Source organism: Sphingobacterium sp. SGL-16 (genome assembly GCF_011043515.1).
Lineage (GTDB): Bacteria > Bacteroidota > Bacteroidia > Sphingobacteriales > Sphingobacteriaceae > Sphingobacterium > Sphingobacterium litopenaei.
Genome location: NZ_JAAKGQ010000034.1, coordinates 15,713 through 38,523, shown reverse-complemented (window position 1 = coordinate 38,523; position 22,811 = coordinate 15,713). Strand labels below are relative to the sequence as shown.

At 35.8% G+C, this 22,811-nt stretch carries 22 protein-coding genes and 1 pseudogene; 9 read left to right on the top strand and 14 right to left on the bottom strand.

Features of this window, described 5'->3' with window-relative positions:
• Nucleotides 1-350 precede the first annotated feature (350 nt).
• The 8 genes from G5B32_RS11890 to G5B32_RS11855 form a co-directional block, all read right to left on the bottom strand.
• Nucleotides 351-710, bottom strand: a complete 360-nt coding sequence (locus G5B32_RS11890) for a CoA-binding protein (protein WP_165291749.1) — start codon at nt 708-710, stop codon at nt 351-353.
• A gap of 18 nt (nt 711-728) precedes the next feature.
• Nucleotides 729-1,916, bottom strand: coding sequence for a serine hydrolase domain-containing protein (locus G5B32_RS11885; protein WP_165291748.1), 1,188 nt, complete (start codon nt 1,914-1,916; stop codon nt 729-731).
• 115 nt (nt 1,917-2,031) lie between these two features.
• Nucleotides 2,032-3,657, bottom strand: a complete 1,626-nt coding sequence (locus G5B32_RS11880; RefSeq protein WP_165291747.1) for a 2-oxo acid dehydrogenase subunit E2 — start codon at nt 3,655-3,657, stop codon at nt 2,032-2,034.
• A 48-nt stretch (nt 3,658-3,705) separates the two neighbouring features.
• Entirely contained in the window at nt 3,706-4,701 is a 996-nt protein-coding gene (gene pdhA, locus G5B32_RS11875; protein ID WP_165291746.1) for a pyruvate dehydrogenase (acetyl-transferring) E1 component subunit alpha, read from the bottom strand.
• A gap of 173 nt (nt 4,702-4,874) precedes the next feature.
• Nucleotides 4,875-6,254, bottom strand: coding sequence for a histidine--tRNA ligase (gene hisS / locus G5B32_RS11870; protein ID WP_165291745.1), 1,380 nt, complete (start codon nt 6,252-6,254; stop codon nt 4,875-4,877).
• Nucleotides 6,255-6,322: 68 nt separating this feature from the next.
• Nucleotides 6,323-7,051, bottom strand: a complete 729-nt coding sequence (gene rnc / locus G5B32_RS11865) for a ribonuclease III (protein ID WP_165291744.1) — start codon at nt 7,049-7,051, stop codon at nt 6,323-6,325.
• A 76-nt stretch (nt 7,052-7,127) separates the two neighbouring features.
• Nucleotides 7,128-8,381: a beta-ketoacyl-ACP synthase II gene (gene fabF, locus G5B32_RS11860; protein WP_165291743.1), complete on the bottom strand. Its 1,254-nt coding sequence runs from the start codon at nt 8,379-8,381 to the stop codon at nt 7,128-7,130.
• A gap of 27 nt (nt 8,382-8,408) precedes the next feature.
• Nucleotides 8,409-8,645 (bottom strand): acyl carrier protein, encoded by a 237-nt coding sequence (locus G5B32_RS11855; protein WP_159633049.1) that lies wholly within the window; start codon nt 8,643-8,645, stop codon nt 8,409-8,411.
• Between the two features lie 269 nt (nt 8,646-8,914).
• Here G5B32_RS11855 and G5B32_RS11850 point away from each other — a divergent pair, with 269 nt between their 5' ends.
• Nucleotides 8,915-9,412: an IPExxxVDY family protein gene (locus tag G5B32_RS11850; protein ID WP_165291742.1), complete on the top strand. Its 498-nt coding sequence runs from the start codon at nt 8,915-8,917 to the stop codon at nt 9,410-9,412.
• A 127-nt stretch (nt 9,413-9,539) separates the two neighbouring features.
• The gene (pyk, locus tag G5B32_RS11845) at nt 9,540-10,970 is read left to right on the top strand and encodes a pyruvate kinase (RefSeq protein WP_165291741.1); all 1,431 of its coding nucleotides are present in this window, start codon (nt 9,540-9,542) and stop codon (nt 10,968-10,970) included.
• Nucleotides 10,971-11,014: 44 nt separating this feature from the next.
• Here the strand turns inward: pyk and G5B32_RS11840 are convergent, their stop codons facing one another.
• On the bottom strand, nt 11,015-11,365 hold the full coding sequence (locus G5B32_RS11840) for a hypothetical protein (RefSeq protein WP_165291740.1): 351 nt from the start codon (nt 11,363-11,365) through the stop codon (nt 11,015-11,017).
• Between the two features lie 110 nt (nt 11,366-11,475).
• Here G5B32_RS11840 and G5B32_RS11835 point away from each other — a divergent pair, with 110 nt between their 5' ends.
• The 4 genes from G5B32_RS11835 (at nt 11,476) to G5B32_RS11820 (ending at nt 15,309) form a co-directional block, all read left to right on the top strand.
• A complete protein-coding gene (locus G5B32_RS11835; protein WP_165291739.1) occupies nt 11,476-13,317 on the top strand; it encodes a sensor histidine kinase in 1,842 nt (613 codons plus the stop codon).
• Between the two features lie 21 nt (nt 13,318-13,338).
• Nucleotides 13,339-14,025 (top strand): response regulator transcription factor, encoded by a 687-nt coding sequence (locus G5B32_RS11830; RefSeq protein WP_165291738.1) that lies wholly within the window; start codon nt 13,339-13,341, stop codon nt 14,023-14,025.
• A 104-nt stretch (nt 14,026-14,129) separates the two neighbouring features.
• Entirely contained in the window at nt 14,130-14,813 is a 684-nt protein-coding gene (locus G5B32_RS11825; protein ID WP_165291737.1) for a hypothetical protein, read from the top strand.
• Between the two features lie 61 nt (nt 14,814-14,874).
• The gene (locus G5B32_RS11820; RefSeq protein WP_165291736.1) at nt 14,875-15,309 is read left to right on the top strand and encodes a hypothetical protein; all 435 of its coding nucleotides are present in this window, start codon (nt 14,875-14,877) and stop codon (nt 15,307-15,309) included.
• Between the two features lie 24 nt (nt 15,310-15,333).
• On the opposite strand, the gene trmB is transcribed toward G5B32_RS11820, so the two are convergent.
• The 4 genes from trmB to G5B32_RS11800 all read right to left on the bottom strand — a co-directional run bounded on the left by trmB (nt 15,334) and on the right by G5B32_RS11800 (nt 17,448).
• Nucleotides 15,334-15,987, bottom strand: a complete 654-nt coding sequence (gene trmB, locus G5B32_RS11815; RefSeq protein WP_165291735.1) for a tRNA (guanosine(46)-N7)-methyltransferase TrmB — start codon at nt 15,985-15,987, stop codon at nt 15,334-15,336.
• A 147-nt stretch (nt 15,988-16,134) separates the two neighbouring features.
• The gene (locus G5B32_RS11810) at nt 16,135-16,650 is read right to left on the bottom strand and encodes a hypothetical protein (RefSeq protein WP_165291734.1); all 516 of its coding nucleotides are present in this window, start codon (nt 16,648-16,650) and stop codon (nt 16,135-16,137) included.
• 2 nt (nt 16,651-16,652) lie between these two features.
• On the bottom strand, nt 16,653-17,111 hold the full coding sequence (locus G5B32_RS11805; RefSeq protein ID WP_165291733.1) for a hypothetical protein: 459 nt from the start codon (nt 17,109-17,111) through the stop codon (nt 16,653-16,655).
• A gap of 67 nt (nt 17,112-17,178) precedes the next feature.
• A complete protein-coding gene (locus tag G5B32_RS11800) occupies nt 17,179-17,448 on the bottom strand; it encodes a YtxH domain-containing protein (protein WP_165291732.1) in 270 nt (89 codons plus the stop codon).
• A gap of 205 nt (nt 17,449-17,653) precedes the next feature.
• On the opposite strand from G5B32_RS11800, the pseudogene G5B32_RS11795 reads away from it, so the two are divergent.
• Nucleotides 17,654-18,618, top strand: a pseudogene (locus tag G5B32_RS11795) (YifB family Mg chelatase-like AAA ATPase); the annotation flags it as partial.
• Between the two features lie 123 nt (nt 18,619-18,741).
• Here the strand turns inward: G5B32_RS11795 and G5B32_RS11790 are convergent.
• Nucleotides 18,742-19,503 (bottom strand): hypothetical protein, encoded by a 762-nt coding sequence (locus tag G5B32_RS11790; RefSeq protein ID WP_165291731.1) that lies wholly within the window; start codon nt 19,501-19,503, stop codon nt 18,742-18,744.
• Nucleotides 19,504-19,745: 242 nt separating this feature from the next.
• Here G5B32_RS11790 and G5B32_RS11785 point away from each other — a divergent pair, with 242 nt between their 5' ends.
• Both G5B32_RS11785 and G5B32_RS11780 read left to right on the top strand, forming a co-directional pair.
• Complete coding sequence (locus tag G5B32_RS11785) at nt 19,746-21,632, top strand: serine hydrolase domain-containing protein (protein WP_165291730.1); 1,887 nt, start codon at nt 19,746-19,748, stop codon at nt 21,630-21,632.
• On the top strand, nt 21,620-22,786 hold the full coding sequence (locus G5B32_RS11780) for a helix-turn-helix domain-containing protein (protein ID WP_206366885.1): 1,167 nt from the start codon (nt 21,620-21,622) through the stop codon (nt 22,784-22,786). The genes G5B32_RS11785 and G5B32_RS11780 overlap by 13 nt, the downstream gene beginning before the upstream one ends.
• Nucleotides 22,787-22,811 lie beyond the last annotated feature (25 nt).

Sequence of the window (22,811 nt, the reverse complement as noted above, 5' to 3'; positions counted from 1 at the left end):
TTAGGTGTTATAAAATTGAAAATAAACAAATCTCTAAGAGCACATTAATAATAAAAAGAAGAGGACGTACATCACCCATATGATTCGATTGGCAAAAAATTATATAAAGTATGGGAACAATTACATTATCAGGCTATATTCAAATTCAATATAATATTTTAACTTAAAGAAAGATTTATAAATATTGATAACTAAAGAAGTTCAATTTTCTACTTATAAGAAAATCTGACTTAGTATAATTTAGAGCAATTGACAACTACAAGCAAAGGGTCAATCTTTTACATAAAATAAAGACGCTTGTGATTTGATTTCACAAGCGTCTTATATTTATAAACTCTAAAATTTTAATATTAATACTGACCAGTATTTAACATCACTAATGTACAAGCTTCTACAGGCTCTATTCCTGCCTCTTTCAGCATAGAAGATAGCTCTGGATTCTCGGCCCCAGGGTTGAATATTACACGTTTGGGTTTAGTCTTAAGAATATAATCATAATAAGGAGCCTGATTTCGAGGCCCTACATATAATGTAATAGTGTCAATGTCTGTATGAATTTCTTCGGCTGGCTCAATAGCTACCCCTGCTACCTCTCCTACTTTACGGCCGACATTGACAATGGGATATCCCTTTCTAACTAACTTATTTGCTACTAAATAAGAATATCTCGCTGAATTCGTGCTTGCTCCTAAAATCAATGTCTTTTTCATATACTTAAATTTATAATATTAATGTTCCACAAATCCGCCGTTGGCATCATATGCATTTTGTCTTAATATAGGCATTTCTAAGATTTTATACAACTCATCGAGTTGATTTAAGCTTCCGTTTACCATATTTGACAATAACACAATTGTCACATCATTTGTTAAATCTCTTACGTAAAGATTTTTAAATCCGTGCCACCATCCTGTGTGATAGACAATTTTTTCCTTACCAGAAGTAAACATTCGCCAACCATAGCCATAGCTAAAAACACCTCTCTTGGCGTCCGAGCGAGGCACATATGCAGAGTCCAACAATTCGGGTTTTAACAAACGACCTTCTTTCAAAGCTCTATCCAACAAATACATGTCCTTTACTGTACTGTAAATCCCCTTATCGCCTAATGGCCCATCCAAATAATCCTGTACTACAGATCTGCGCCATACACGATCATGCCCAATTACATCGGTAGGAATTTTATCGTATTTAACACGAGATAAGGCAGCTGTATTCTTCATGCCTGCAGGCTTAAAAACATTTTCCTGCATATACGTGTCAAAGTCCTGTCCTGAAACTTTCTCTACGATAGCACCCAACATCATATAGTTGGAATTATTGTAGTGAAATCTACCATCAGGTTTACCATATCGACCTGGCTTATGCTCGATCAGTAAATTTATTGCATCCGTATTGGACATTCCCATTTTACGATCAGGCCAAATTTTATCTACGAAGTACACATAATTAGGCATTCCAGAACGATGTGTCAGTAGCTGTCTAACGGTAACTCCTTCATATGGGAAACCTGGAAAAAAGTCCGAAACTAATTGATCGATCCCTACTTTTCCTTTATCTATTAATTGTAAAACAGCTAAAGCTGTCATTGGTTTTGATACTGAGGCTAATTCGAATTTAGAATCAATATGTAAACTATCTTTATGTAAATAATCCGCCCATCCAAAAGAATTTTGATAAATGATTTTTCCTTTCTTAGCAACTAATACATTACCATTGAAGCCTGATCGTTTATGCAGTTTTTGCATAAATTCATCCACACGAGGATCAAAATTTTTGGGATCATATATTAAAGCTATGCTATCTAATTCAGATTGCTTTTGCAATACTTCCTCTTGTTTTTTAGCTTCTGACTTACACGAAATAATAAAAATTGTACTTACAAAAAATGCTATTAACCTAACTAATCTATTCACGCTACAATACGATTTTTCAATTCAATTAAATATAAAAGGAATCTCAAATAAAAACCAAAAAAGAAGCCACTTTATTTTGTAAAGTGGCTTCTTTTTATGCTAAGCAACAATCTTTTTACGCTAATAAACGGATTGGCGCTTCTAATAATCCTTTTAATGTTTGTAAGAATTGAGCTCCTGTCGCACCATCCACTACGCGGTGGTCACAACCTAAAGTCAATTTCATTACGTTACCTGGTACTACAGCACCATTTTTCACAACAGGGATTTGTTGGATTGCTCCTACTGATAAGATTGCACCATCAGGAGAATTGATAATTGATGTAAATTCATCAATACCAAACATACCCAAGTTAGATACTGTGAAAGTTGAACCTTCCCAATCTGCTGGAGTTAATTTTTTAGATTTCGCTTTACCTGCGAAATCTTTAACCTCTGCTGAGATATGTGATAATGTTTTGCCATCAGCAAAACGTACCACTGGTACCAATAAACCATCTTCTACCGCCATAGCAACACCGATGTTGGTATGTTGGTTGAATCTTATTTTATCCCCTTGCCATGAAGAGTTTACTGCAGGGTGTTGTTTCAACGCTACTGCAACCGCTTTGATTACCATATCGTTGAAAGATACTTTTACTGGAGCAACCTCATTGATTTGCGTACGTGCAGCAATAGCATTATCCATGTCGATACTTACTGTCAAATAGAAGTGCGGAGCAGTAAATAAAGATTCGCCTAAGCGACGAGCGATTGTTTTACGCATTTGCGAAACATTCGACTCAGTATATTTTTCCTCGCCAACGAAAGTTGGTAAGCTAATAGTTTTAGTTTCTGGTTTTGCAGATTCTTGAGCTGGAGCAGATTCTGATTTAGCTGTAGGAACAAAGTTTTCTACATCTTTTTTCACGATGCGACCACCGTCTGCTGAACCTTTAACATCATTTAAGTTAATACCTTTTTCTTTAGCAATTTTACGTGCCAAAGGAGAAGCTTTCACTCTAGAGTCATCATTAGATGAAGTCGAAGCAGTAGCCGCTGGAGCAGAAGTAGTAGATGCTTCAGGTGCTTTTTCTTCTTTCGCTTCAGCCTTAGGAGCAGAAGCAGGTTGATTCAACAATGGAGTAATGTCAGTTCCAGCAGGACCTACAATCGCAATGATATCATTTACTTTTGCAGCTTCACCAGCTTCTAAACCTACATACAATAGCGTTCCATCAGCATACGCTGTAACTTCCATTGTTGCTTTATCCGTTTCTACATCAGCGATAGCATCATCCGATTTGATGGTATCCCCTACTTTGAAGTTCCATTGTGCAATAACACCTTCTTTCATCGTGTCGCTCAACAATGGCATTGTAATTACTGTAACGCCTAAGTCTTCTGCTGTAACAGTAGAAGTCGCTGCAGCAGGAGCCTCAGTTTCTTCAGCTTTAGCTTCAGATTTTTCTTCTTTTGCAGGAGCCGCATCTCCTCCGCTTAATAAAGCTTGGAAATCCTCTCCTTCCTCGCCCAAAACAGCGATTACAGCATCCACTGGCACTGCTTCACCTTCTTTTGGACCAATATATAACAATGTACCATCTTGATAAGATTCGAAATCCATTGTTGCTTTATCTGTTTCAACCTCTGCTAAAAGATCTCCAGAGTTTACTTTATCACCAACTTTTTTGTGCCATTTCGCGATCACCCCTTCGGTCATCGTGTCGCTCATTTTAGGCATTTTTACTACTTCAGCCATGTATTATAGTAGATTATATCTTTTATAAAAACCTTGAATAATGTTGTATTAGTCCATTACGAATGGATAGTCCTCTTGTACATAGATATCTTTGTACAATTCATCCACTGAAGGATACGGTGATTCTTCAGCAAATTTCACTGATTCTTCTACCACTTTTTTCACTTCAGCCTCTACCTCAGCAAACCAAGCCTCGTCAGCATATTTGTTCTCTAAAATAGCTGATTTAGTTGTAATTAACGGGTCTCTACCTTTATACTCTTCTAATTCTTCTTTAGTACGGTATTTTGCAGGATCTGACATAGAGTGACCTTTGTAACGGTAAGTACGAATCTCTAAGAATGTAGGACCTTCACCCGCACGAGCACGTTGAACAGCCTCATCCATAGCATTGTGAACAGCTACTGGATCCATACCATCTACTGGCGCACATGGCATATCAAAACCTAAACCAATTTTGAAAATGTCCATCATATTTGTAGTACGTTTTACAGAAGTACCCATTGCATAACCATTGTTCTCGCAAACAAAGATTACAGGTAATTTCCATAACATCGCCATATTGAAAGTTTCATTCAAAGCACCTTGACGTACAGCACCATCACCCATGAAACACACGTTCACATTGTCTGTACCCAAGTATTTTTCTGCGAAAGCAATACCAGCGCCTAAAGGAATCTGACCACCTACGATACCGTGACCACCCATCATACCTTTTGACTTATCAAAAAAGTGCATTGATCCACCTTTACCTTTAGAACATCCTGTTGCTTTACCATAAAGTTCAGCCATACATGCATTCGCAGATACACCTTTCGCTAAAGCTTGGGCGTGATCTCTATATGATGTAATAAATGTGTCTTCAGGTCTTGTCGCCGATACAGTACCAGCTACAACAGCTTCTTGACCAATGTATAAATGACAGAATCCACGGATTTTTTGTTGTCCATAAAGTTGTCCTGCTTTTTCTTCAAATTTACGCATGAGTAGCATTGATTTATACCACTCTAGATATGTCTCTTTTGTTATAGGTGTTGAACTCATTTTAAAGTATTGTTTCTTACTTAACCGATTACAAATCTAACAATTTATATCGATAATTATGACACTTTTAATTCCTGATTTAAGTAATTTTTGTCATAAATGGATAAAAACTTAGGTCGGAATTGTTACGACACAATAAATTTATCCAATTTATCCTATGTATTTTTTTTCCCTTAACTTAATTGTGCGATAAGGTCTTCTTTGCTCACTTTCACTTGCTCACCTGATTCCATATTTTTTAGACTTAATAAGCCCGACTCTTTCTCCTCATCACCAATCAATAATACGTATGGAATACGCTTTGCGTCAGCATAGCTCATTTGTTTCTTCAATTTGGCAGCCGTTGGATAAAGTTCTGCGGCAACACCTGATTGACGAAGTGAAGCTAATAATGGTAGGGTAAATGATTCTAAAGTTTTATCGAAGTTGATAATCAAGACTTTCGTATTAGTTGAATTTGACTCTGGATATAAGTTCAATTCTTCCAACACATCATAGATTCGATCCGCTCCAAAGGATACACCCACTCCTGTTAATCCTTTCAACCCAAACATGCCCGTTAAGTCATCATAGCGTCCACCGCCACCAATACTGCCCATTGCCACTTCGTTTGTTTTCACTTCGAAGATACAACCGGTATAATAATTCAATCCGCGCGCTAAAGTAATATCGACTTCTACAAATTTTGGCAAGATCTGTTCACCTGCGAACGCTTTTACATAAGCAAAGACTTCTTCAATTTCTTGAATACCTTTTAAACCGTTTTCAGAAGTTGCTAATACAGTTTTTAGCTGCGAAAGCTTTTCCTCATTCGAACCTTGTAACTCAATAATAGGCTTCAATGTTTCCAAATCCTCGTTGGTAAATCCTCTTTCCAATAATTCTTTATTCACACCATCCAAACCAATTTTATCCAACTTATCAATAGCCACAGTCATATCAACGATAAGTTCTGGTTTACCGATAATCTCGGCAATACCCGATAAAATTTTGCGATTATTAATTTTGATAGTGAAATCTTTCAAGCCTAATGCTTGCAACGCCTCTTGATAAATCAAAATAAATTCAGCCTCATTCAATAAGCTATCCGAACCTACAACATCCACATCACATTGATAAAATTCGCGATAACGACCACGTTGTGGGCGGTCTGCACGCCAAACCGGTTGAATTTGGAAACGTTTGAAAGGTAAAGCAATATCATTTTGATGCATAACAACATACCTTGCAAAAGGTACTGTTAAATCATAACGAAGTGCTTTTTCTGTAATATGAGGAATTAATTTATTGGAATTACGTTCTGTCAATTGTTCGTCGGATACTTTAGACAAATAATCTCCAGAATTTAAGATTTTAAAGATTAATTTATCACCTTCATCACCGTATTTTCCGGTTAGAGTTGATAGATTTTCGAAGGAAGGAGTTTGAATTTCGTTGTAACCAAACTTTTTGAAAACTGTTTTTAGCGTATTGAAGATATAATTTCTTTTCTCCATCTCAGCAGGAGAAAAATCACGCGTACCTTTAGCTAATGATGGTTTAATTGCTGCCATACTGCAAAGGTAAGATAACAAAGCGAATATGAAAAAATACAGCGAAAGATTATCGCCAAGAGAGAGAATTATATGATTTTCAAAAATTCACAAGCTTTTTCAGCCGCCAATTTTTCTGCACTTTTTTTGTTAAAATCTCGACCAATACCACAAACTTCTCCAGCAACAGCGACTTCAATACTGAACATTTTAGAAGATTCTCCTTCAGGATTTTCGATAAGATTGAAAACAACTTCTTTACCTTCTTGCTGACACCACTCGATCAAACGACTTTTGAAGTTTGACTCTGTAACCTCGAGTGTCTCAATATCCACATGCGGATCTATAATTCTGGTAAGAAGAAATTCTTTAGTAAACTGATAACCTTTGTCCAAATAGATCGCTCCTACGACGGCTTCGAAGGCATCACCCAAGAGAGAGCCTTGCTTTGTAGTATAAGAAATCATACGGGAATCATATTGGATAAGTTGATCAAATCCCAACTTACGGGAAAGCTGGTTAAGATTAGCTCGAGATACAATTTTTGAACGCATCTCAGTTAAAAAACCTTCTCCTTTGTAAGGGTACAATTTGAAAAGTAATTCCGCGATTACAGATCCCAGTACAGCATCACCCAAGAATTCTAAACGCTCATTACTATTTTTGACCCCTTCTTTGATAGGAACGGCTACAGACTTATGACGAAAAGCCATTTGATATAGCTTGACATTCCCTGGTACAAAACCAAGTATGTTTTTTAGCTTTTTATAATAGGCTCTATTTCTTGAAAAGTATAACTTATATATCTGTAATGACATTCCCAATATGCTACAAAGAAGAAATAGGTAGTTTAATGTATTAAACTACCTATTATCTCTTTATCCTTATTCAATACTATCCTTTATATTTTTTAACGATGACAGTTGCATTGTGACCACCGAATCCAAATGTATTACTCAAAGCCGCATTTACTACACGTTTTTGAGCTGTATTGAATGTAAAATTCAATTTGTTATCTATTTCAGGATCATCTGTAAAGTGATTAATTGTCGGAGGGACAATATCATTTTTAACAGCTAATATAGAAGCGATTGCCTCTACAGCACCTGCTGCTCCCAACAAGTGACCTGTCATAGATTTGGTAGAACTAATGTTTAATTTATAAGCATGATCGCCAAATAAATCAGCAATTGCTTTTGTTTCACTGATATCTCCTACCGGAGTAGAAGTACCATGTACATTGATGTAATCAATATCTGTGAATTCTAATCCTGCATCTTTAACAGCCATAGTCATTGCTAACTTAGCTCCTAAACCTTCAGGATGTGAAGCAGTAATATGATGAGCATCTGCACTCATACCACCTCCCACTACTTCTGCATAAATTTTAGCGCCACGTGCCAAAGCATGGTCTAGGCTTTCTAAAATAATTGCACCCGAACCTTCACCTGAAACAAACCCATCACGATCTTTATCAAAAGGACGTGAAGCTGTTTTTGGATCATCATTGCGAGTGGACAATGCATGCATTGCATTAAAGCCACCGATTCCAGCTTCGTTGATTGTTGCTTCCGAACCACCTGTGATGATAATATCTGCTCTACCCATACGGATATAAGTAAAAGCATCAATCATCGCATTAGTCGAAGACGCACAAGCTGACACAGCTGAAAAGTTAGGCCCACGTAAACCATGACGCATAGAAATGTGTCCTGGGGCAATATCTACAAGCATTTTAGGGATGAAGAACGGATTAAAGCGTGGTGTACCATCGCCATTAGCAAATCCAGCAACTTCATCTGTAAAAGTAGTCAAACCACCAATACCCGATCCCCAAATTACTCCAATACGGTTTCTGTCTAATTTATCAAAATCCAATCCTGCATCCTTTACTGCTTCATCAGTAGAAGCAATAGCGTATTGCACGAAAGGATCCACTTTACGAGCTTCTTTACGATCCATAAATTGATGTGGATCGAAACCTTTTACTTCGCAAGCAAATTGAGTTTTAAATTTAGACGCATCAAAATGCGTAATAGGAGCGGCCCCACTTACACCATTAATTAAAGATTCCCAAAATTCGGAAACCGTGTTACCTATTGGTGTAAGCGCGCCTAATCCTGTTACAACTACTCTCTTAAGCTCCATTTATTATTTTTGGCCTAATAAAATTAGTTAGTTAACGTTTTTTTCTAAGTAAGCAACTGCCTCACCAACTGTGCTGATGTTTTCAGCTTGGTCATCAGGAATTGCTACGTTAAATTCTTTTTCGAATTCCATGATCAACTCAACTGTATCAAGTGAGTCTGCACCTAAATCATTCGTGAAAGAAGCTTCTGGTGTTACTTCGTTTTCATCTACACCTAACTTTTCAACGATAATTGCTTTTACTCTTGATGCGATATCTGACATGATTGTATAGTTTAATTGTTTAATAAATCTGTGCAAAGAAAAATAAATTTACTCAAATATCAAACCTTTTTGATATTTAGGTACAAAATAAAAGAACGACAACCTTGTTACAGTACGTTTCAGCTGTATCTTTTGATTAATAATATTATACTCAATAATACTAATTCCAACAAGTAATAACAAAAAAAGTTTGAATTTTAACCGTTTAAAATTCCTTTATGCGTATTAATTATTGTATTTTCGTATAACAAACATATTAAGCTAAAATTTTGAACAAAGTTACTTTCAAACTAGATCTTGACTTCGACTTAGAGTTAGATTTTACTTTAATAGGCATTAGCTCCTCCTTGAGAGATTACAGACTTTGTCATTTTATTAATAAACGTACAGGTCTTCAATTCCAATTCGGAAAAGAATCTCCTATTGATCATAATGGAAATTTAAAATCTAAATCTCAGGAAGAATTAGATTATCACATTATTACAGAAAAAAATAAAAATATCACGATAACCCATCATTTTCCAATGTATCGATATTGTTGCGAACATTTTGAGTTCGAATATTATATCATCAACAATAAAAGCTTGGAAAATGGCGTTCTAATACCTGAAATAGCTAATTTTGATTATTTCATGTTGATCAAACATTATATCGACACAGAAGATTTGAATAAGCTAGTTGACAACTTAAAATCAATTAATGAGATAATGTTGGTAAAAGAAATTGAGCCAACATCATTGAAATCTAAAGAAAATCTAATATTTTAGCAAATTCTTTACAAAGTGTACATTTTACACTCTGAAAAAAGACAAAATAATTATGCCTAAATACTGCATCCTTTCGTTAACAAATTATAAGACAAGGGTGTGATTTTTAATAAAGAATAGAACTCAAATGAAGAAAATTCAAAAAAGAACTAAAATAGTTGCAACACTAGGCCCTGCATCCGCAGACAAAGAGGTTTTAACTCGCTTGATTGCAAAAGGTGTAGATGTTTGTAGACTAAATTTTTCGCACGGTAGCCAAGATGACCATTTAAAAGTAATCAACACTATTAAAGAAATCAACGAAGAACATCCTTTTCACGTAGCAATCTTAGCCGATCTTCAAGGACCAAAAATCCGTATCGGTAAAATGAAAGAAGGCGGTGCAATCCTTGTGAATGGTTCCCAAATCGAAATGACTACCGAAGAATTGATAGGTGATGAAAAAAGAGTATACATCACTTATGAAAACTTCCCTAATGACGTAAAAGAAAACGAAATTATATTATTAGACGATGGTAAATTGCAATTGCGCGTACTATCGACTAACCACAAAGATTCTGTAGTATGTGAAGTAGTTCACGGCGGTATTTTGACTTCACGTAAAGGTGTGAACTTACCAAATACAAAAGTTTCTATCCCTTCATTGACCGAAGAAGATTTAGATAATTTAAACTTTGCTTTGGATCATGGAGCAGATTGGATTGCAATGTCATTCGTTCGCTCCGCTGAAGATATCAAACAATGTAAAGAAATCATCGCTGCTAAAGGAAGCCACGCAAAAGTAATCGCGAAAATAGAAAAACCTGAGGCTATCGAAAATATCGATGCCATCATCGAAGCTACTGATGCTGTAATGGTAGCGCGTGGTGACCTCGGTGTAGAATTGCCTATGGAAGAGGTTCCTGGCCTTCAAAAAATCATCGTTCAGAAATGTCGTAACCTGTCAAAACCAGTAATCATCGCTACACAAATGTTAGAAAGTATGATTACAACTCCTCGCCCTACTCGTGCAGAGGTGAATGACGTTGCTAACTCTGTATTAGATGGTGCTGATGCAGTAATGTTGAGTGGTGAAACTTCTGTTGGAGAATTTCCCGAAATCGTTATCGAAACGATGGCAAAAATCATTACACACGTTGAATCCACTTCTTACCCTTACTACATTGCAAAAAGTGATTCATCTACTGATGATACTATCATTCAAGACTCTATTTGCGGCTCTTCCATCTTCTTGGCAGAAAAAACAAAAGCTTCGGCTATCGTAGTAATGACTTCTTCTGGGTACACTGCAATGGAAATTTCGAGTTATCGTCCAGACACAAACATCTATGTATTCACTGGTAATACGAAATTATTAAATCAATTAAGTTTAGTTTGGGGTGTAAGTACATTCATCTACAAAAAATTCGAAAGTACAGACGGAACTATCCAAGATGTAAACGAATTATTGAGAGAAAATCAATTAGTGGATCCAGGACAAATTGTGATCAACACAGCTTCTACTCCACTACACAAAAAAGGGAAAACAAATACGATCCGAGTTTCAGTGGTTCAATAAAATACAAAGGCGAGATTTTAAAAATCTCGCCTTATTTATTTCAATTATTTCTTGGTTTTCAACGAATCTAGAAGAAGCCTATTTTCCAGTTTATCTAAATTTTCAGTTCCTGGCATTGGTGCCAACCCTTTTCCACTTACTTTCTTAATGGGCATATTATACATTATATTTTCCTGCTTAGAATATGCATTTGGAATCGATATAGCATTGACATCCTTTTGTATAGACGGATCTAATTTCAAGGGTTTTGACTTCTTTAATGAATCTAAATGTACTTCATACATATTAGGAATCGAGAATCTTTTATATTTCGAATCGTTGCTTTCCTTATCTTCTTGTGCCTTGGTACAAACGCAGATTCCTGTAAAAAACAAGAATAGTATTAATGATTTCATAATTATGCTAGTTACTAATCATTTAAAGTTATCAATTAATGCAGATGGTTTCAAGTTAAATTCTGTTAAATGAAAGGTTTAAGTAGCAATCATTCTTATTTTTGTATAAAATGAAGAAAAAAAGCATCTCGTTAATTATTTGGTTGATGTCCATTGCATTACTAGGCGTAATGGCAATGCAATATTATTTTATACGAGAGACATACTTTCAAGAATCGCAGCTTTTTGACGAAAAAGTAAACACATCTCTTTCTAAAGTAGCTTCTGAAATTGAAAAATCGGAAGTATTGGATTTTGCTAAAATACAATCGAAGGTCAATCGCGACAAGTACATAGCTGAACAGAAAAAACAACAAAAACTTGCTCAACAACTTGGCATTCAAGAAGAGATAGATCGTTTGAGATTAAAACAACAATCCAACTTTTTAAAATTTAAAGAAGCGGATGAAGAGTTAAAATCTAGATATCCAAATGTTACGCCAATCGAAAACTGGTTTTATGAAACATATTATAAAATCAAACCGAACAGGAAGTTTATCCAAATAAGATTAGAGCAAGAACCGATATTAGGCACCACTCTTGCAAACACATATGTAATCGTATCTGCTAGCAGGCAAGTACCAAAAGTTGCAGCAAAAGATGATTCCGTACGTTACGTTATTTCGGAATTTGACTTATTGACAGGTCTTGTAAACTGGTATCAAATCGCAACATTGCCTCCCAAAGAAGATGTTAAGATTAATAGAAGAATTTCGGATTTGGTGGGTCAACTTGATCGGATCCGTGAGAATTTATTAGCCGAATCAAATCCTACGACCTTATTCGATTCTGTCGCTATTCTTAGCGGTAAAAAAGCTAGTGTGGTCGAAGATGTAGCCATGAGTGTTCAACTGGCAAATAGGCCTCTACACAAGAGAATTAATACACGAAGGATTCAGCAGCTCATTCAACAAGAATTATCCAGCAGGGATATTCATTCTCCGTTTAACATGGAGATTCGTGATCATTTCAAATTGATCTATGAAACTTCCGATCCTTCTACATTATTAGAACCTCAAAAGTTAACTCGCTACACTACAGATCTATTTAAAGGTGATATTGGTGAATCTCGAGGAAGATTATCCATTTATTTTCCAAACAAAAAGAATATAATAGCTAAAAATATAAGCTACTTGTTCTTACCTACAATCGCGTTGTTTGCTCTTTTGGTTGGATGTTTTGCTTACACTCTGAGCATTATTTTCAAACAGAAAAAAATATCGGAGATGAAAACGGATTTCATCAATAACATGACACATGAATTCAAAACTCCCGTAGCTACCATAATGATTGCCAGCGAATCACTTCGTGATCCAGAAATATCAGATGACAAGAAGCGAGTAAACAGACTTGCTAATATCATCTATGATGAAAATGTCCGACTAGGCAACCATATTGAGCGAGTATTGAACATTGCGAAACTGGAGAAAGAAGATCTAAAAATTGAGAAAACTGATGTTCATCTCAATAATATTGTCGAAGATGTCGTAGATAGTATGTATTTACGCATAGACAAAGTAAATGGTAAACTGACTAAAGAATTGTATGCAGAGAAGGATTTAGTGATTGGCGATGAATTGCATCTATCAAATGTAATGTTTAATTTAGTTGATAATGCTATTAAATATAGCCTGGAGTCACCTGATATTACGGTAAAAACATATAATTCCAATAATAAAATAATAATTTCCGTTTCAGACAAAGGAATGGGAATGACCAAAGACCAACAAGAGAAGATATTTGATCAATTCTATCGTATTCCAACGGGGAATGTCCACAATGTAAAGGGATTCGGCCTTGGATTGAGCTATGTGAGCGATATCATCAAACGATTTGACGGAAAAATCACCGTAAAAAGTGAAAAAGACAAAGGCACAACTTTTGAGGTAATATTACCGCTTAAAAGCAAATAAAGATTTAGTAAAAATATACTTATGCAAAAAATATTATTAGCAGAAGATGACCCAAATCTAGGTGAGCTACTAAAAGACTATCTAGAACTCAAAGGGAAATTTGATGTGACATTATCCGTAGATGGAGATAAAGCGATCGAAGAATTTCGTAAGAATGATTTCGATTTATGCATATTTGATGTCATGATGCCTAAGAAAGATGGTTTCACATTAGGCAAAGAAGTTCGTAAGATAAATAGCACAATACCAATTATATTTGCTACAGCAAAAGGAATGATGGAAGATAAAACCCAAGCTTTTGAGCTTGGTGGGGATGATTACATTACCAAACCTTTTCGCGTGGAAGAATTACTGTTGCGTATCAACGCTTTATTGAAAAGAGCTTCAAAAGATAAAGAAGAAGAACTTGCAGATAAATTCGAGATAGGAAATTATTTCTTCGATTATACAAGTCAAATTATCTCTTATAAAGGTCAGCAACAAAAGCTTTCTACAAAAGAAGCCGAGTTGTTACGTCTCTTGTGTCTAAAGAAAAATGATGTATTGACTCGTGAGGAAGCGCTGAAAAAAATATGGCATGATGATAATTACTTCACTGGTCGTAGCATGGACGTGTTTTTAAGTAAGCTTCGTAAATATCTTAAAGAGGATACAAGCGTAGAAATTGTGAATGTTCACGGACGAGGATATAAACTTCTCGTAAGTTAATGATACTAGAAAGGTCTGAATTATTTCAGACCTTTTATGCATATACGATTTATAGGATTGTGTAAAAGTATTTTATGCATATTTGTGATAACAAATATATTCTTATGGAGCGAATCTTCTCACTCGTACTATTATTCTTATTCTCGCTTCCGAGCTTTTCACAAAATCCTACGTTCAAGATCGATTATAAATACCTAGTGGATGAAGCTATTTTGCAGCAGAACAACAAGCAAGTTGATGAGTCGCAATTGTCATTTATCACCGCGATAATTCAATCCTTAGCCTTTCAAGAAGAAGGAAAACCTATTTTGCAAGTTTGGGTAAATAAACATTTTGTACGAGCAGAGACTAGTCTTTTCAGCAATCCTTATGAACTCAATAACAAGATTGACCAATTAACTTTCATTGTATATCCCGAAACCAAAGAATATTACAAAACAGATGGTCTCAATGATAAGCTTTTGGATTTGGGTGATTCAATAAAATTAGCTTCAGAATTGCCAATAAAATTTGTTGATGGACAAGAAAAGAAAATAGCAGGTTACACGTGCAAATTAGCAAAGATTATAGTTAATGAAGATCACACTGCGACTATTTATATATGGTATACCGAAGATCTCCCTCAAGTTTATTGGGGCGAATATGCCTACCTAAAAAATATTCCTGGAGCGGCGCTAGAAATTTCTACATCAGGAATAGGCATTCAAGCCTATCAGATAAAACCTGATGGAGATGTGAATTTATTCAAACTCCCAAGCGATTTTAGCGAAATAAAAGCTCTTAATTAATTATGGAAATATTCTCCAACATTACGCTATTTAGAGTGTAATTGATTTTTACTTTTGCACCATGATAAAGCAATCATTTGAAATCAACACCTTACATCGGGGAAAATATATGCTTAGTTTCTTTTCATTATTGATTCTAGGGAGTATTTTATCTTCTCAAATTCCCGCATCCGAACTTGTAAAGGTGATTTCGATTCTATTTACTATTCCTCTTATACTTTATTTATCGGTGAAATGGAGTAAGAATAAATCCATTTGGACTTTATCAGATAAAGTGCTGACGATTCAATTCGAAAATAAAATCGAAACTTATGAAATAGAAGACATTGACAACATTCAAAGTCTTACACGCTCAGGCGGAAATCTTTATGTAATTCATTTTAAAAAGAAATCACCAAAGCGTTTTTGGCGGAACAAATTATTTTCTAGTGACGATGATAATTTAGAATTGCACAATGCCCTGACCGCTCATTCTGTAGAATATTATAAAATGTAAAGAGTCTATCGAGGCTCTTTACATTTATTTCTTGAATGTCCATTGAACATAATTGATATTCTTGTCCACCGCCAAATATTTGCGCTCGTAATAGGTTTTAATTGAAAGCACTTCATCCACTAAATTTGATTTGTACAAATCTGTAGTTTCTTTGAATTTAGTCAAACCTAAAGCCTCTATTTGTTCCAATGTATACGCATAGAAGCCGTCGTTGTCTGTTTTCAAATGCATTATACCATCTTCTTTCAGGATAAATTTATAACGCTCCAAAAATTTAGGATTTGTCAAACGTTTTTTCTCACGACTATCCTGAGGTTGAGGATCTGGGAAAGTAATCCAAATCTCAGAAACTTCATTTTCTGCAAAATGTTCTAATATTGTTTCGATTTGAATACGCAGAAAACCAACATTTTTGATTCCTTCTTCCAAGGCCGTTTTCGCTCCGCGCCAAATACGATTTCCTTTGTAATCAATACCGATGAAATTATGTTCTGGGAACATTTTCGCAAGATTAACCGTATACTCGCCTTTTCCACAGGCTAACTCCAAAATAATTGGTTTATCGTTACCAAAGAATTTTGAAGCCCATTGACCCTTATATTCAAATCCTGCATCCAGTTGTACTACATTTTCAAACGTAGCCACTTCCGCAAATTTTCTTAATTTATCCTTACCCATAACATGAATTAAGCCGCAAAAATAACCTTATGTTCTCAGTTATTCAACTATTTAGGGCTTAAATTTTCTGGAGTCTAATGAAATAACAATCTCTAATTATAAAAAAATCCCTTCAGTCGAAGGGATTATATATTTTAACATAAAAGATTAGTAAGTTTCGCTGTCTGGTGGTATACCAAAATTAGCAGTATCCTGTTCATCAATTCCTCGTATATTTTTATGCTTCTTTTTAGATTTTTTAGGACGAATGTAATCTGCAATCCTGCCTACAAAATTATTCACCTTATCTTTATTAATCTGACCAGCAGCACCTTCTGAAGCTAGCAGCACAAGTGATTTTTTTAGCCAACCACTATTCTTGAGTAATGTTTTGTTAAGCAAAAAAGGAAGCGCTAATTGCGTAGCTTTTGTAAGCCAATCGGACTTATTCCCTAATACCTCTTCCGAAGTTTTAGATTTGCTAAAAGATGAAAATAAACTCTTTACCAAACTTACGCCTGGTACAGATGAAGTAACAGCACCTAAAACACGAGCTGGAGTCTGTACTTTATTTTTTAGAAGTCGGTATTGATCTCCTATGTAAACTTCCTGCTCCTTTCTCAAGCGATTAAGACGCAAAAGCTCATTTTTAAGCTCTTCAGAATTATTAATATTTACTCTCATGATCAAACTTCCTTTTCAAAAATATCTTTTACCGTAGCTGTACCCTTAGGAGATTCATATGTTTCCTTTTGCTGAGATTCTTCGCGTTCCATTTCGGCAATAAAATCTTCTTCCTCATTCCATTTACCTAAGAACTTTTTAATGGTAATGTCCATGAATTTAGCTTCCAATTTAGGCTCTAAAAGCTTAACAATTAATAGAATAATCAAAAATATCCCTCCTGTAGCCAAAAATCCTAAAGAATTGCTTTCTAATAATTCACCTAACCAAAATCCTAAAGCTAATGACCAAAAGAAAATAACAATAAGAATCAAACCCAATTTGGAAACATCCAATATGATAGCTCCCATAATACGAGAAGACTTGGAAATAGCTTTAAGCTTTAATATTTCCAGTTGCGTATCAAGGTATTCTTTGGTCTTCTGAAAACTACCTGAAAAGGAAAATTTTTGTTCTTCCATCCATTATTTATTTATTGGCGAGAATAGATTACCTCGCCAGTACGATTATTAAATATCTTTATCTTACTTATGCGTGTTCTTCGATTTCATCATCGATAATCGATTCTACTTGATCAGCTTTTGATTTTACCGAAGCTAATACTTTCTCTTTCAATTCATTTAATTGATCAATTTGTTGCTCCGCACGCTCTTTAATTGCATCAGCCAAATCTGATAACGAATCATTGATTTTATCACGAGTCTCTGATCCTTTTTCTGGTGCAAACAATAAACCTAAAACTGCACCTGCTGCTAAACCAGCTAATAATGCTGTAACTACTTTTCCGCTGTCTTTCATTATTCCGTTGTATTAAATTTTAATAAATCACTTACTATATAAACACTAAAAGTGCCAAAACGTTTAAAAATAAAAATATTTTTTGTGGGCTACGTCAAAATAAGGTATTTATTACAATTCATCAAAAACAAGACCAAACGAACCTATAAAAAGAATTTTTATGCAAAAAATTTTCTTTAAATTTAATTAACCAATTTTTCACACTATGCTAGTAAAGACTTTCGGAAGTGTCGTTTACGGTATCGAGGCGACTACAATTACGGTAGAAGTAAACGTGTCTACATGAACTAAATATTATATAGTAGGTTTACCAGACAACGCCGTTAAAGAAAGTCTACAGCGTATAGAAAGTGCAATAATATTCATAGGCTATCGTATGCCAAGACAAAAGATAGTAGTCAATCTTGTACCCGCTGATATTCGTAAGGAAGGATCATCGTATGATCTTTCTATAGCAATTGGAATTCTAGCCTCATCAAATCAGCTCACCACAGAAGAATTAGATAAATTTATAATCTTAGGAGAATTGTCTTTGGACGGTGCAGTGCAGCCTATAAAAGGGCTTTACCAATAGCAGTTCAAGCCAAAAAAGATGGCTTTAAGGGAATTATTCTTACTTCTGTAAATGCGAAAGAAGCAGCTATCGTTGCAGACATGGAGATCTATGGAATCGATAACTTGAATGATGTCGTTGACTTTTTTGAAAGAAAAATAACGATAGCTCCGACTTACGTCAATATCAATGAGGAATTTGAAAAAAATATCAACAGTTATGAAGTAGATTTTTCCGATGTAAAAGGACAAGAAAATATAAAAAGAGCTTTAGAAATAGCAGCAGCTGGGGGACATAATGTCATTTTGATAGGCCCTCCAGGAGCAGGAAAAACCATGCTTGTTAAAAGGCTACCCACTATTTTACCACCTCTTACAGTTGATGAATCATTAGAAACAACAAAGATTCATTCTGTTGCCGGAACATTGCCCACAGCAGAATCCCTCATGACCACTAGACCTTTTAGGGCTCCTCATCATACCATTTCTGCCGTTGCTTTGGTTGGCGGAGGAACTCATCCGCAACCTGGAGAAATATCCTTAGCACATAATGGAGTTTTATTTTTGGATGAATTGTCCGAATTCAAAAGAACAGTATTGGAAGTAATGCGTCAGCCCTTTTGATAATTAATTCAAACTGTGCCACCGAATTATTCATATTAGATGGATAAGAGAGCAATATTTTAGTTAATAATTTATTTATTGGTAAGCTTCTTATAAATTGTGTCAGATTCTTAATAATTATTTGGACTCTCTAGTGTCCAGAGAAATATCAAAGTGTTTTTTTGCTTTGTAATACCTGAATATCAAAGCTATTTTGCTTATACCTTTTATTGAATAGATCGACTTCTCAGCATCGGATTTTGTAGTAAACTCACCTACACCATATTTTTCGTGGAGCCTTTTGGCGATTCTCAAAAAATCGATTTCATTTCCATCGGTAGATGCAAAATTAAATTGAATAAAATCCACTTTTCGCTCCTTGTTATTCCAAAACGCATATGGAATGGATATCCTGTAATTCCCTCCAATAACCTTTGCAAGTTCATTGTTTGTGGATTCAGTCGCAAATTCATTGAATCGAATGATTTCATCAGCGTATTTTTCTTTTTTCTTATTTGATATATCACCTATAATGAAGTTGTAATCGGAACTTGTAATAGGGTTAAAGCTAAACTTATCATACGCGGTAAAAGAAATCCTATTATTTTTATACTTTTCCATAACCGAATTTTCAGCCGAATAACTGTACATTTTATTTTTGATAGTTCTATTGAAATCCGTGACACTCATTCCTAAATAGAAATTACCGGTCTTCAGATTTTCAAGTTCAATGCTCCGATCCATTTGACACAGTTTGTAGTACGCCATTCTATCAAAAATATTATCAGGCTCATTTTTATAATAATTATAATAGGCCAGAGCAGTATTTGTCTTTAAAGTTTGTTTCCATTTAGCCTGCTGCTGTTTAGCCTGCTGAGCAGTCAGTTTTCCTTTTTTCACTTTTGCTAGGTAAACCAGTTCTGTCAATGAATCAAATAGCTCATTACCTTTGATTGTCTCTACAGCAGGAAAGACTTAATTTTATAGAGCAATTTTAGATTAAGTGAGAAATAGGATTCGTAGACTTGTTAATCTGAATTCCCACAGAAAACCATTAATGAAAACAATAAGATTTATCCGGTTGGATGGACACGGACAAGCTCAGTAAAGATCATTGCTAATTTGTAAAAAAGAAAAAGCTTATGATCAACTTAAAAACATTCTATCTCGCAATGTTCATTGTAGCAATTTATTTTACTGCATCAGCACAGGTAAGCACTGCTACAAAATCTGACAGCAATATTAGCCAATTGTATAGACGTTTAGATACTGTGATTCAGAATGAACATATACCCGGTCTACTGGTTGCTATTGTAAAAAAAGACAGTATACTTTACTCGGGTGGATTGGGCTATGCTGATCTTAAACAACGTCTTCAAGTAGAACATCAAACGCAATTTCACTTCGCCTCTGTCACTAAATTTTTCGTGGCAATGGGTATACAACAATTAGTGACTAAAGGAAAGCTAAAACTCAATGACCGTATTCGTGATATCGTGCCCGAAATACCCTTTGACAATCATTGGGAAGATACAGATCCTGTACGGGTGGTTCACTTGCTCGAACATACCGCCGGCTTTGAAGATGTTCAACTCAATAGCATGGTAGATTTAAGCAAAAAAAAGCCACTTGCCGGTATCGACGTCATCAAGGCGGTTAGCAATTCGCTAACGGTCCGCTGGCGACCGGGTACCATGATGTCCTATTCCAACCCAGGTTATAACGTACTGGGCTATATTATTGAAAAAGTTTCAGGCATGCCTTGGAATAGATATTTAGAAGAGCAGATTTTTTCACCATTAAACATGCACAATAGCCTATTTGACCTTGATGGTACGCAAAGACCCAGCTTTGCCACAGGTTATGACTTTCAAAATGGGGAATACAGAGCAATGCCATTCTATCGCCCTATCGGAAATGGGGCCGGAAGTGCTTTGGTATCCACTGCTGAAGACATGGCAAAATTCATGTTATATCTGCTCAATGATCGTACCGATAGCAGCCTACTGGACAATGCCGGCCTGAAGGAAATGGAGACCATTCACAGTACCTTAGCGAGCCGCGCTGGATTACAGACAGGATATGCCCTTGGCAATGATCTATTCCCGAATAATAAAAAGGTCAGTTTAAGGGGCCACAACGGTAAAGGGGAAGGCTTTGTATCCTGGCTATTCTTTAACCGTGAAGCCGGTATAGCTTACGCAATAGCAGCCAATAGTGTTGTCAATCTTTGGCCAATCTCACAGGTTATTGAAGAATTTTTAACGAAGAACATTTCTGCTCCAAAACCTGTCAGTCTACCAATAAATGAACAGAAAATTAAACCGCTACTCGGATACTATCAATTTATGAATCCCAAAAATGAACGCTGGGAATTTTACAGACGTATCTTTGGCGGCATTGAATTAACGGCGGTCAGTAAGGATAGGCTGGTCGTCAAAAAAGAAAACGGACAGCTCGATTCCCTTGTCCATGTTGGCAATGGTATCTTCCGACTAAAAGATGACATTCTTCCCGCTTTTATATTAGCCAGAGATCCTGATGGGCAGCCCTTCTTTCAAGGTTATGGCAATAGTTTCTATCGCAAAGTACCTCGGGCTTCGGTTTTGATCCAACAGATACCTATCTATCTTGGATTTATGGCCATTTTGATTTATCTCATCTATAGCCTTATAGGCATATTTCTTACGCTCTTTCGAAAAATGAAACTGATAGACCTAGCCATTCCTTTATTGCCAATAGTAGGAACATACTGTTTTCTCGCTGCTTATCGTCTCATGGGACAAACAGACGCCAGCCATAAAGAGCTATTTGTCTCTTTTAATGAAACAAGTTTTTCCATTTTTCTGGGTATGCTCCTATTTGCTATTTTGATTGTCGTAAGCAGCTTGTTGCTTTATAGCCGTTGGTCTCGACTGAACCCATTATGGCTTCGTCTGTTCTTAGTCTTCAATAACTTCTTTTTATGCTATCTTGTAGCTCTTCTGTCAATCAATGGTTGGATCGGAGTACCCATATGGATGATGTAGCACCATTTGATCAATTATGTTTAAATTCACGTTATGATGATAACTTATTACGGCCCATGATCAATATACTGTATACCTTTCATGCTTTTTCAGCTGGTGCATTTCTGCTGCTCGGCAGCTTAATCTTTTTGGGGGTCAACTACAGTTCTTCCCATACAGACCGGTGGCTTGGAACATGGTATTATTTGATGGCATGCTTATTTACCCAGCTTTTTCTTGAAGGTTTTCATATCGAGAGCAATGGATTGATACATACGCTGGAACTCCCGAGATGGGCTACACTCCCCTGCTTCTACCTGGCCGTTCACTACATGGTCAAACCAACAGCAAAAATTCAGTATTGGGGACTACATTTTGTTCCATTCCTCGCTTTCGTTTTCTTCTCCATCATCTATTTAATACCAGGACTTTTTAATAAACATATCCATCCGCCGCAGTTACCGCAATGGATTATCTTTGCCATTAAATATTTCTTTTTTGCACAATGTATCTTTTATTGGATTGCCTGTTATAACCTCTTCAAAATACACCAGAAAAACATTCGCCAGCTATCTTCCTATATGGAAAAGATAAACATGGCCTGGTTAAAGTATCTATTGATTGCGCTATTATTGATGATTGTTGTCCGTCTGCTCGCTATGGTTCATCTAGTTTTTAGTGCTGTCGCCCCAATTTTATATTTTATGGGCACAGTGGCACTTGGCTACGCCACGCTAACACAACGATCAATTTACACAATTGAGTCTACAGAAAACCTCATCAACGACGCGGAGCATAAAAAGGTTAAGGTCGAAGGACGGCTGACTGCACAACAGGTAGACACATTAAAAGAAAAATTATTACAGAAAACAAGTACTGAAAAGCTATATCTCGACCCGGGTTTAACGCTATCATCTCTCGCTGAGCATATCGGAATCAACCCGCATGATCTTTCCTATATCATAAACAATGGGTTGGAAAAAAATTTTTACCAGTTTATTAATGAGCTTCGAACGGAGGAAGCAAAAAAACTTTTATTATCGGGAGAAGCCAAGCAACTTGATATGTTTGGAATCGCTATAAGGGCGGGCTTCAATTCAAGAACAACGTTTTATGCCAGCTTCAAAAAAGCTACAGGCATTACGCCGACAGAATATATGAAAGTCCATAGTTAACAATCAGACTAACCAGACACAATGA

Coding starts and splice junctions, on each gene's coding strand:
- G5B32_RS11890 (WP_165291749.1), bottom strand. CDS start 710: ATGAAAAAGACATTGATTTTAGGAGCAAGCACGAATTCAGCGAGATAT.
- G5B32_RS11880 (WP_165291747.1), bottom strand. CDS start 3,657: ATGGCTGAAGTAGTAAAAATGCCTAAAATGAGCGACACGATGACCGAA.
- pdhA (WP_165291746.1), bottom strand. CDS start 4,701: ATGAGTTCAACACCTATAACAAAAGAGACATATCTAGAGTGGTATAAA.
- hisS (WP_165291745.1), bottom strand. CDS start 6,254: ATGGCAGCAATTAAACCATCATTAGCTAAAGGTACGCGTGATTTTTCT.
- rnc (WP_165291744.1), bottom strand. CDS start 7,051: ATGTCATTACAGATATATAAGTTATACTTTTCAAGAAATAGAGCCTAT.
- fabF (WP_165291743.1), bottom strand. CDS start 8,381: ATGGAGCTTAAGAGAGTAGTTGTAACAGGATTAGGCGCGCTTACACCA.
- G5B32_RS11855 (WP_159633049.1), bottom strand. CDS start 8,645: ATGTCAGATATCGCATCAAGAGTAAAAGCAATTATCGTTGAAAAGTTA.
- pyk (WP_165291741.1), top strand. CDS start 9,540: ATGAAGAAAATTCAAAAAAGAACTAAAATAGTTGCAACACTAGGCCCT.
- G5B32_RS11840 (WP_165291740.1), bottom strand. CDS start 11,365: ATGAAATCATTAATACTATTCTTGTTTTTTACAGGAATCTGCGTTTGT.
- G5B32_RS11835 (WP_165291739.1), top strand. CDS start 11,476: ATGAAGAAAAAAAGCATCTCGTTAATTATTTGGTTGATGTCCATTGCA.
- G5B32_RS11830 (WP_165291738.1), top strand. CDS start 13,339: ATGCAAAAAATATTATTAGCAGAAGATGACCCAAATCTAGGTGAGCTA.
- G5B32_RS11825 (WP_165291737.1), top strand. CDS start 14,130: ATGGAGCGAATCTTCTCACTCGTACTATTATTCTTATTCTCGCTTCCG.
- G5B32_RS11820 (WP_165291736.1), top strand. CDS start 14,875: ATGATAAAGCAATCATTTGAAATCAACACCTTACATCGGGGAAAATAT.
- trmB (WP_165291735.1), bottom strand. CDS start 15,987: ATGGGTAAGGATAAATTAAGAAAATTTGCGGAAGTGGCTACGTTTGAA.
- G5B32_RS11810 (WP_165291734.1), bottom strand. CDS start 16,650: ATGAGAGTAAATATTAATAATTCTGAAGAGCTTAAAAATGAGCTTTTG.
- G5B32_RS11805 (WP_165291733.1), bottom strand. CDS start 17,111: ATGGAAGAACAAAAATTTTCCTTTTCAGGTAGTTTTCAGAAGACCAAA.
- G5B32_RS11800 (WP_165291732.1), bottom strand. CDS start 17,448: ATGAAAGACAGCGGAAAAGTAGTTACAGCATTATTAGCTGGTTTAGCA.
- G5B32_RS11785 (WP_165291730.1), top strand. CDS start 19,746: ATGATCAACTTAAAAACATTCTATCTCGCAATGTTCATTGTAGCAATT.
- G5B32_RS11780 (WP_206366885.1), top strand. CDS start 21,620: ATGGATGATGTAGCACCATTTGATCAATTATGTTTAAATTCACGTTAT.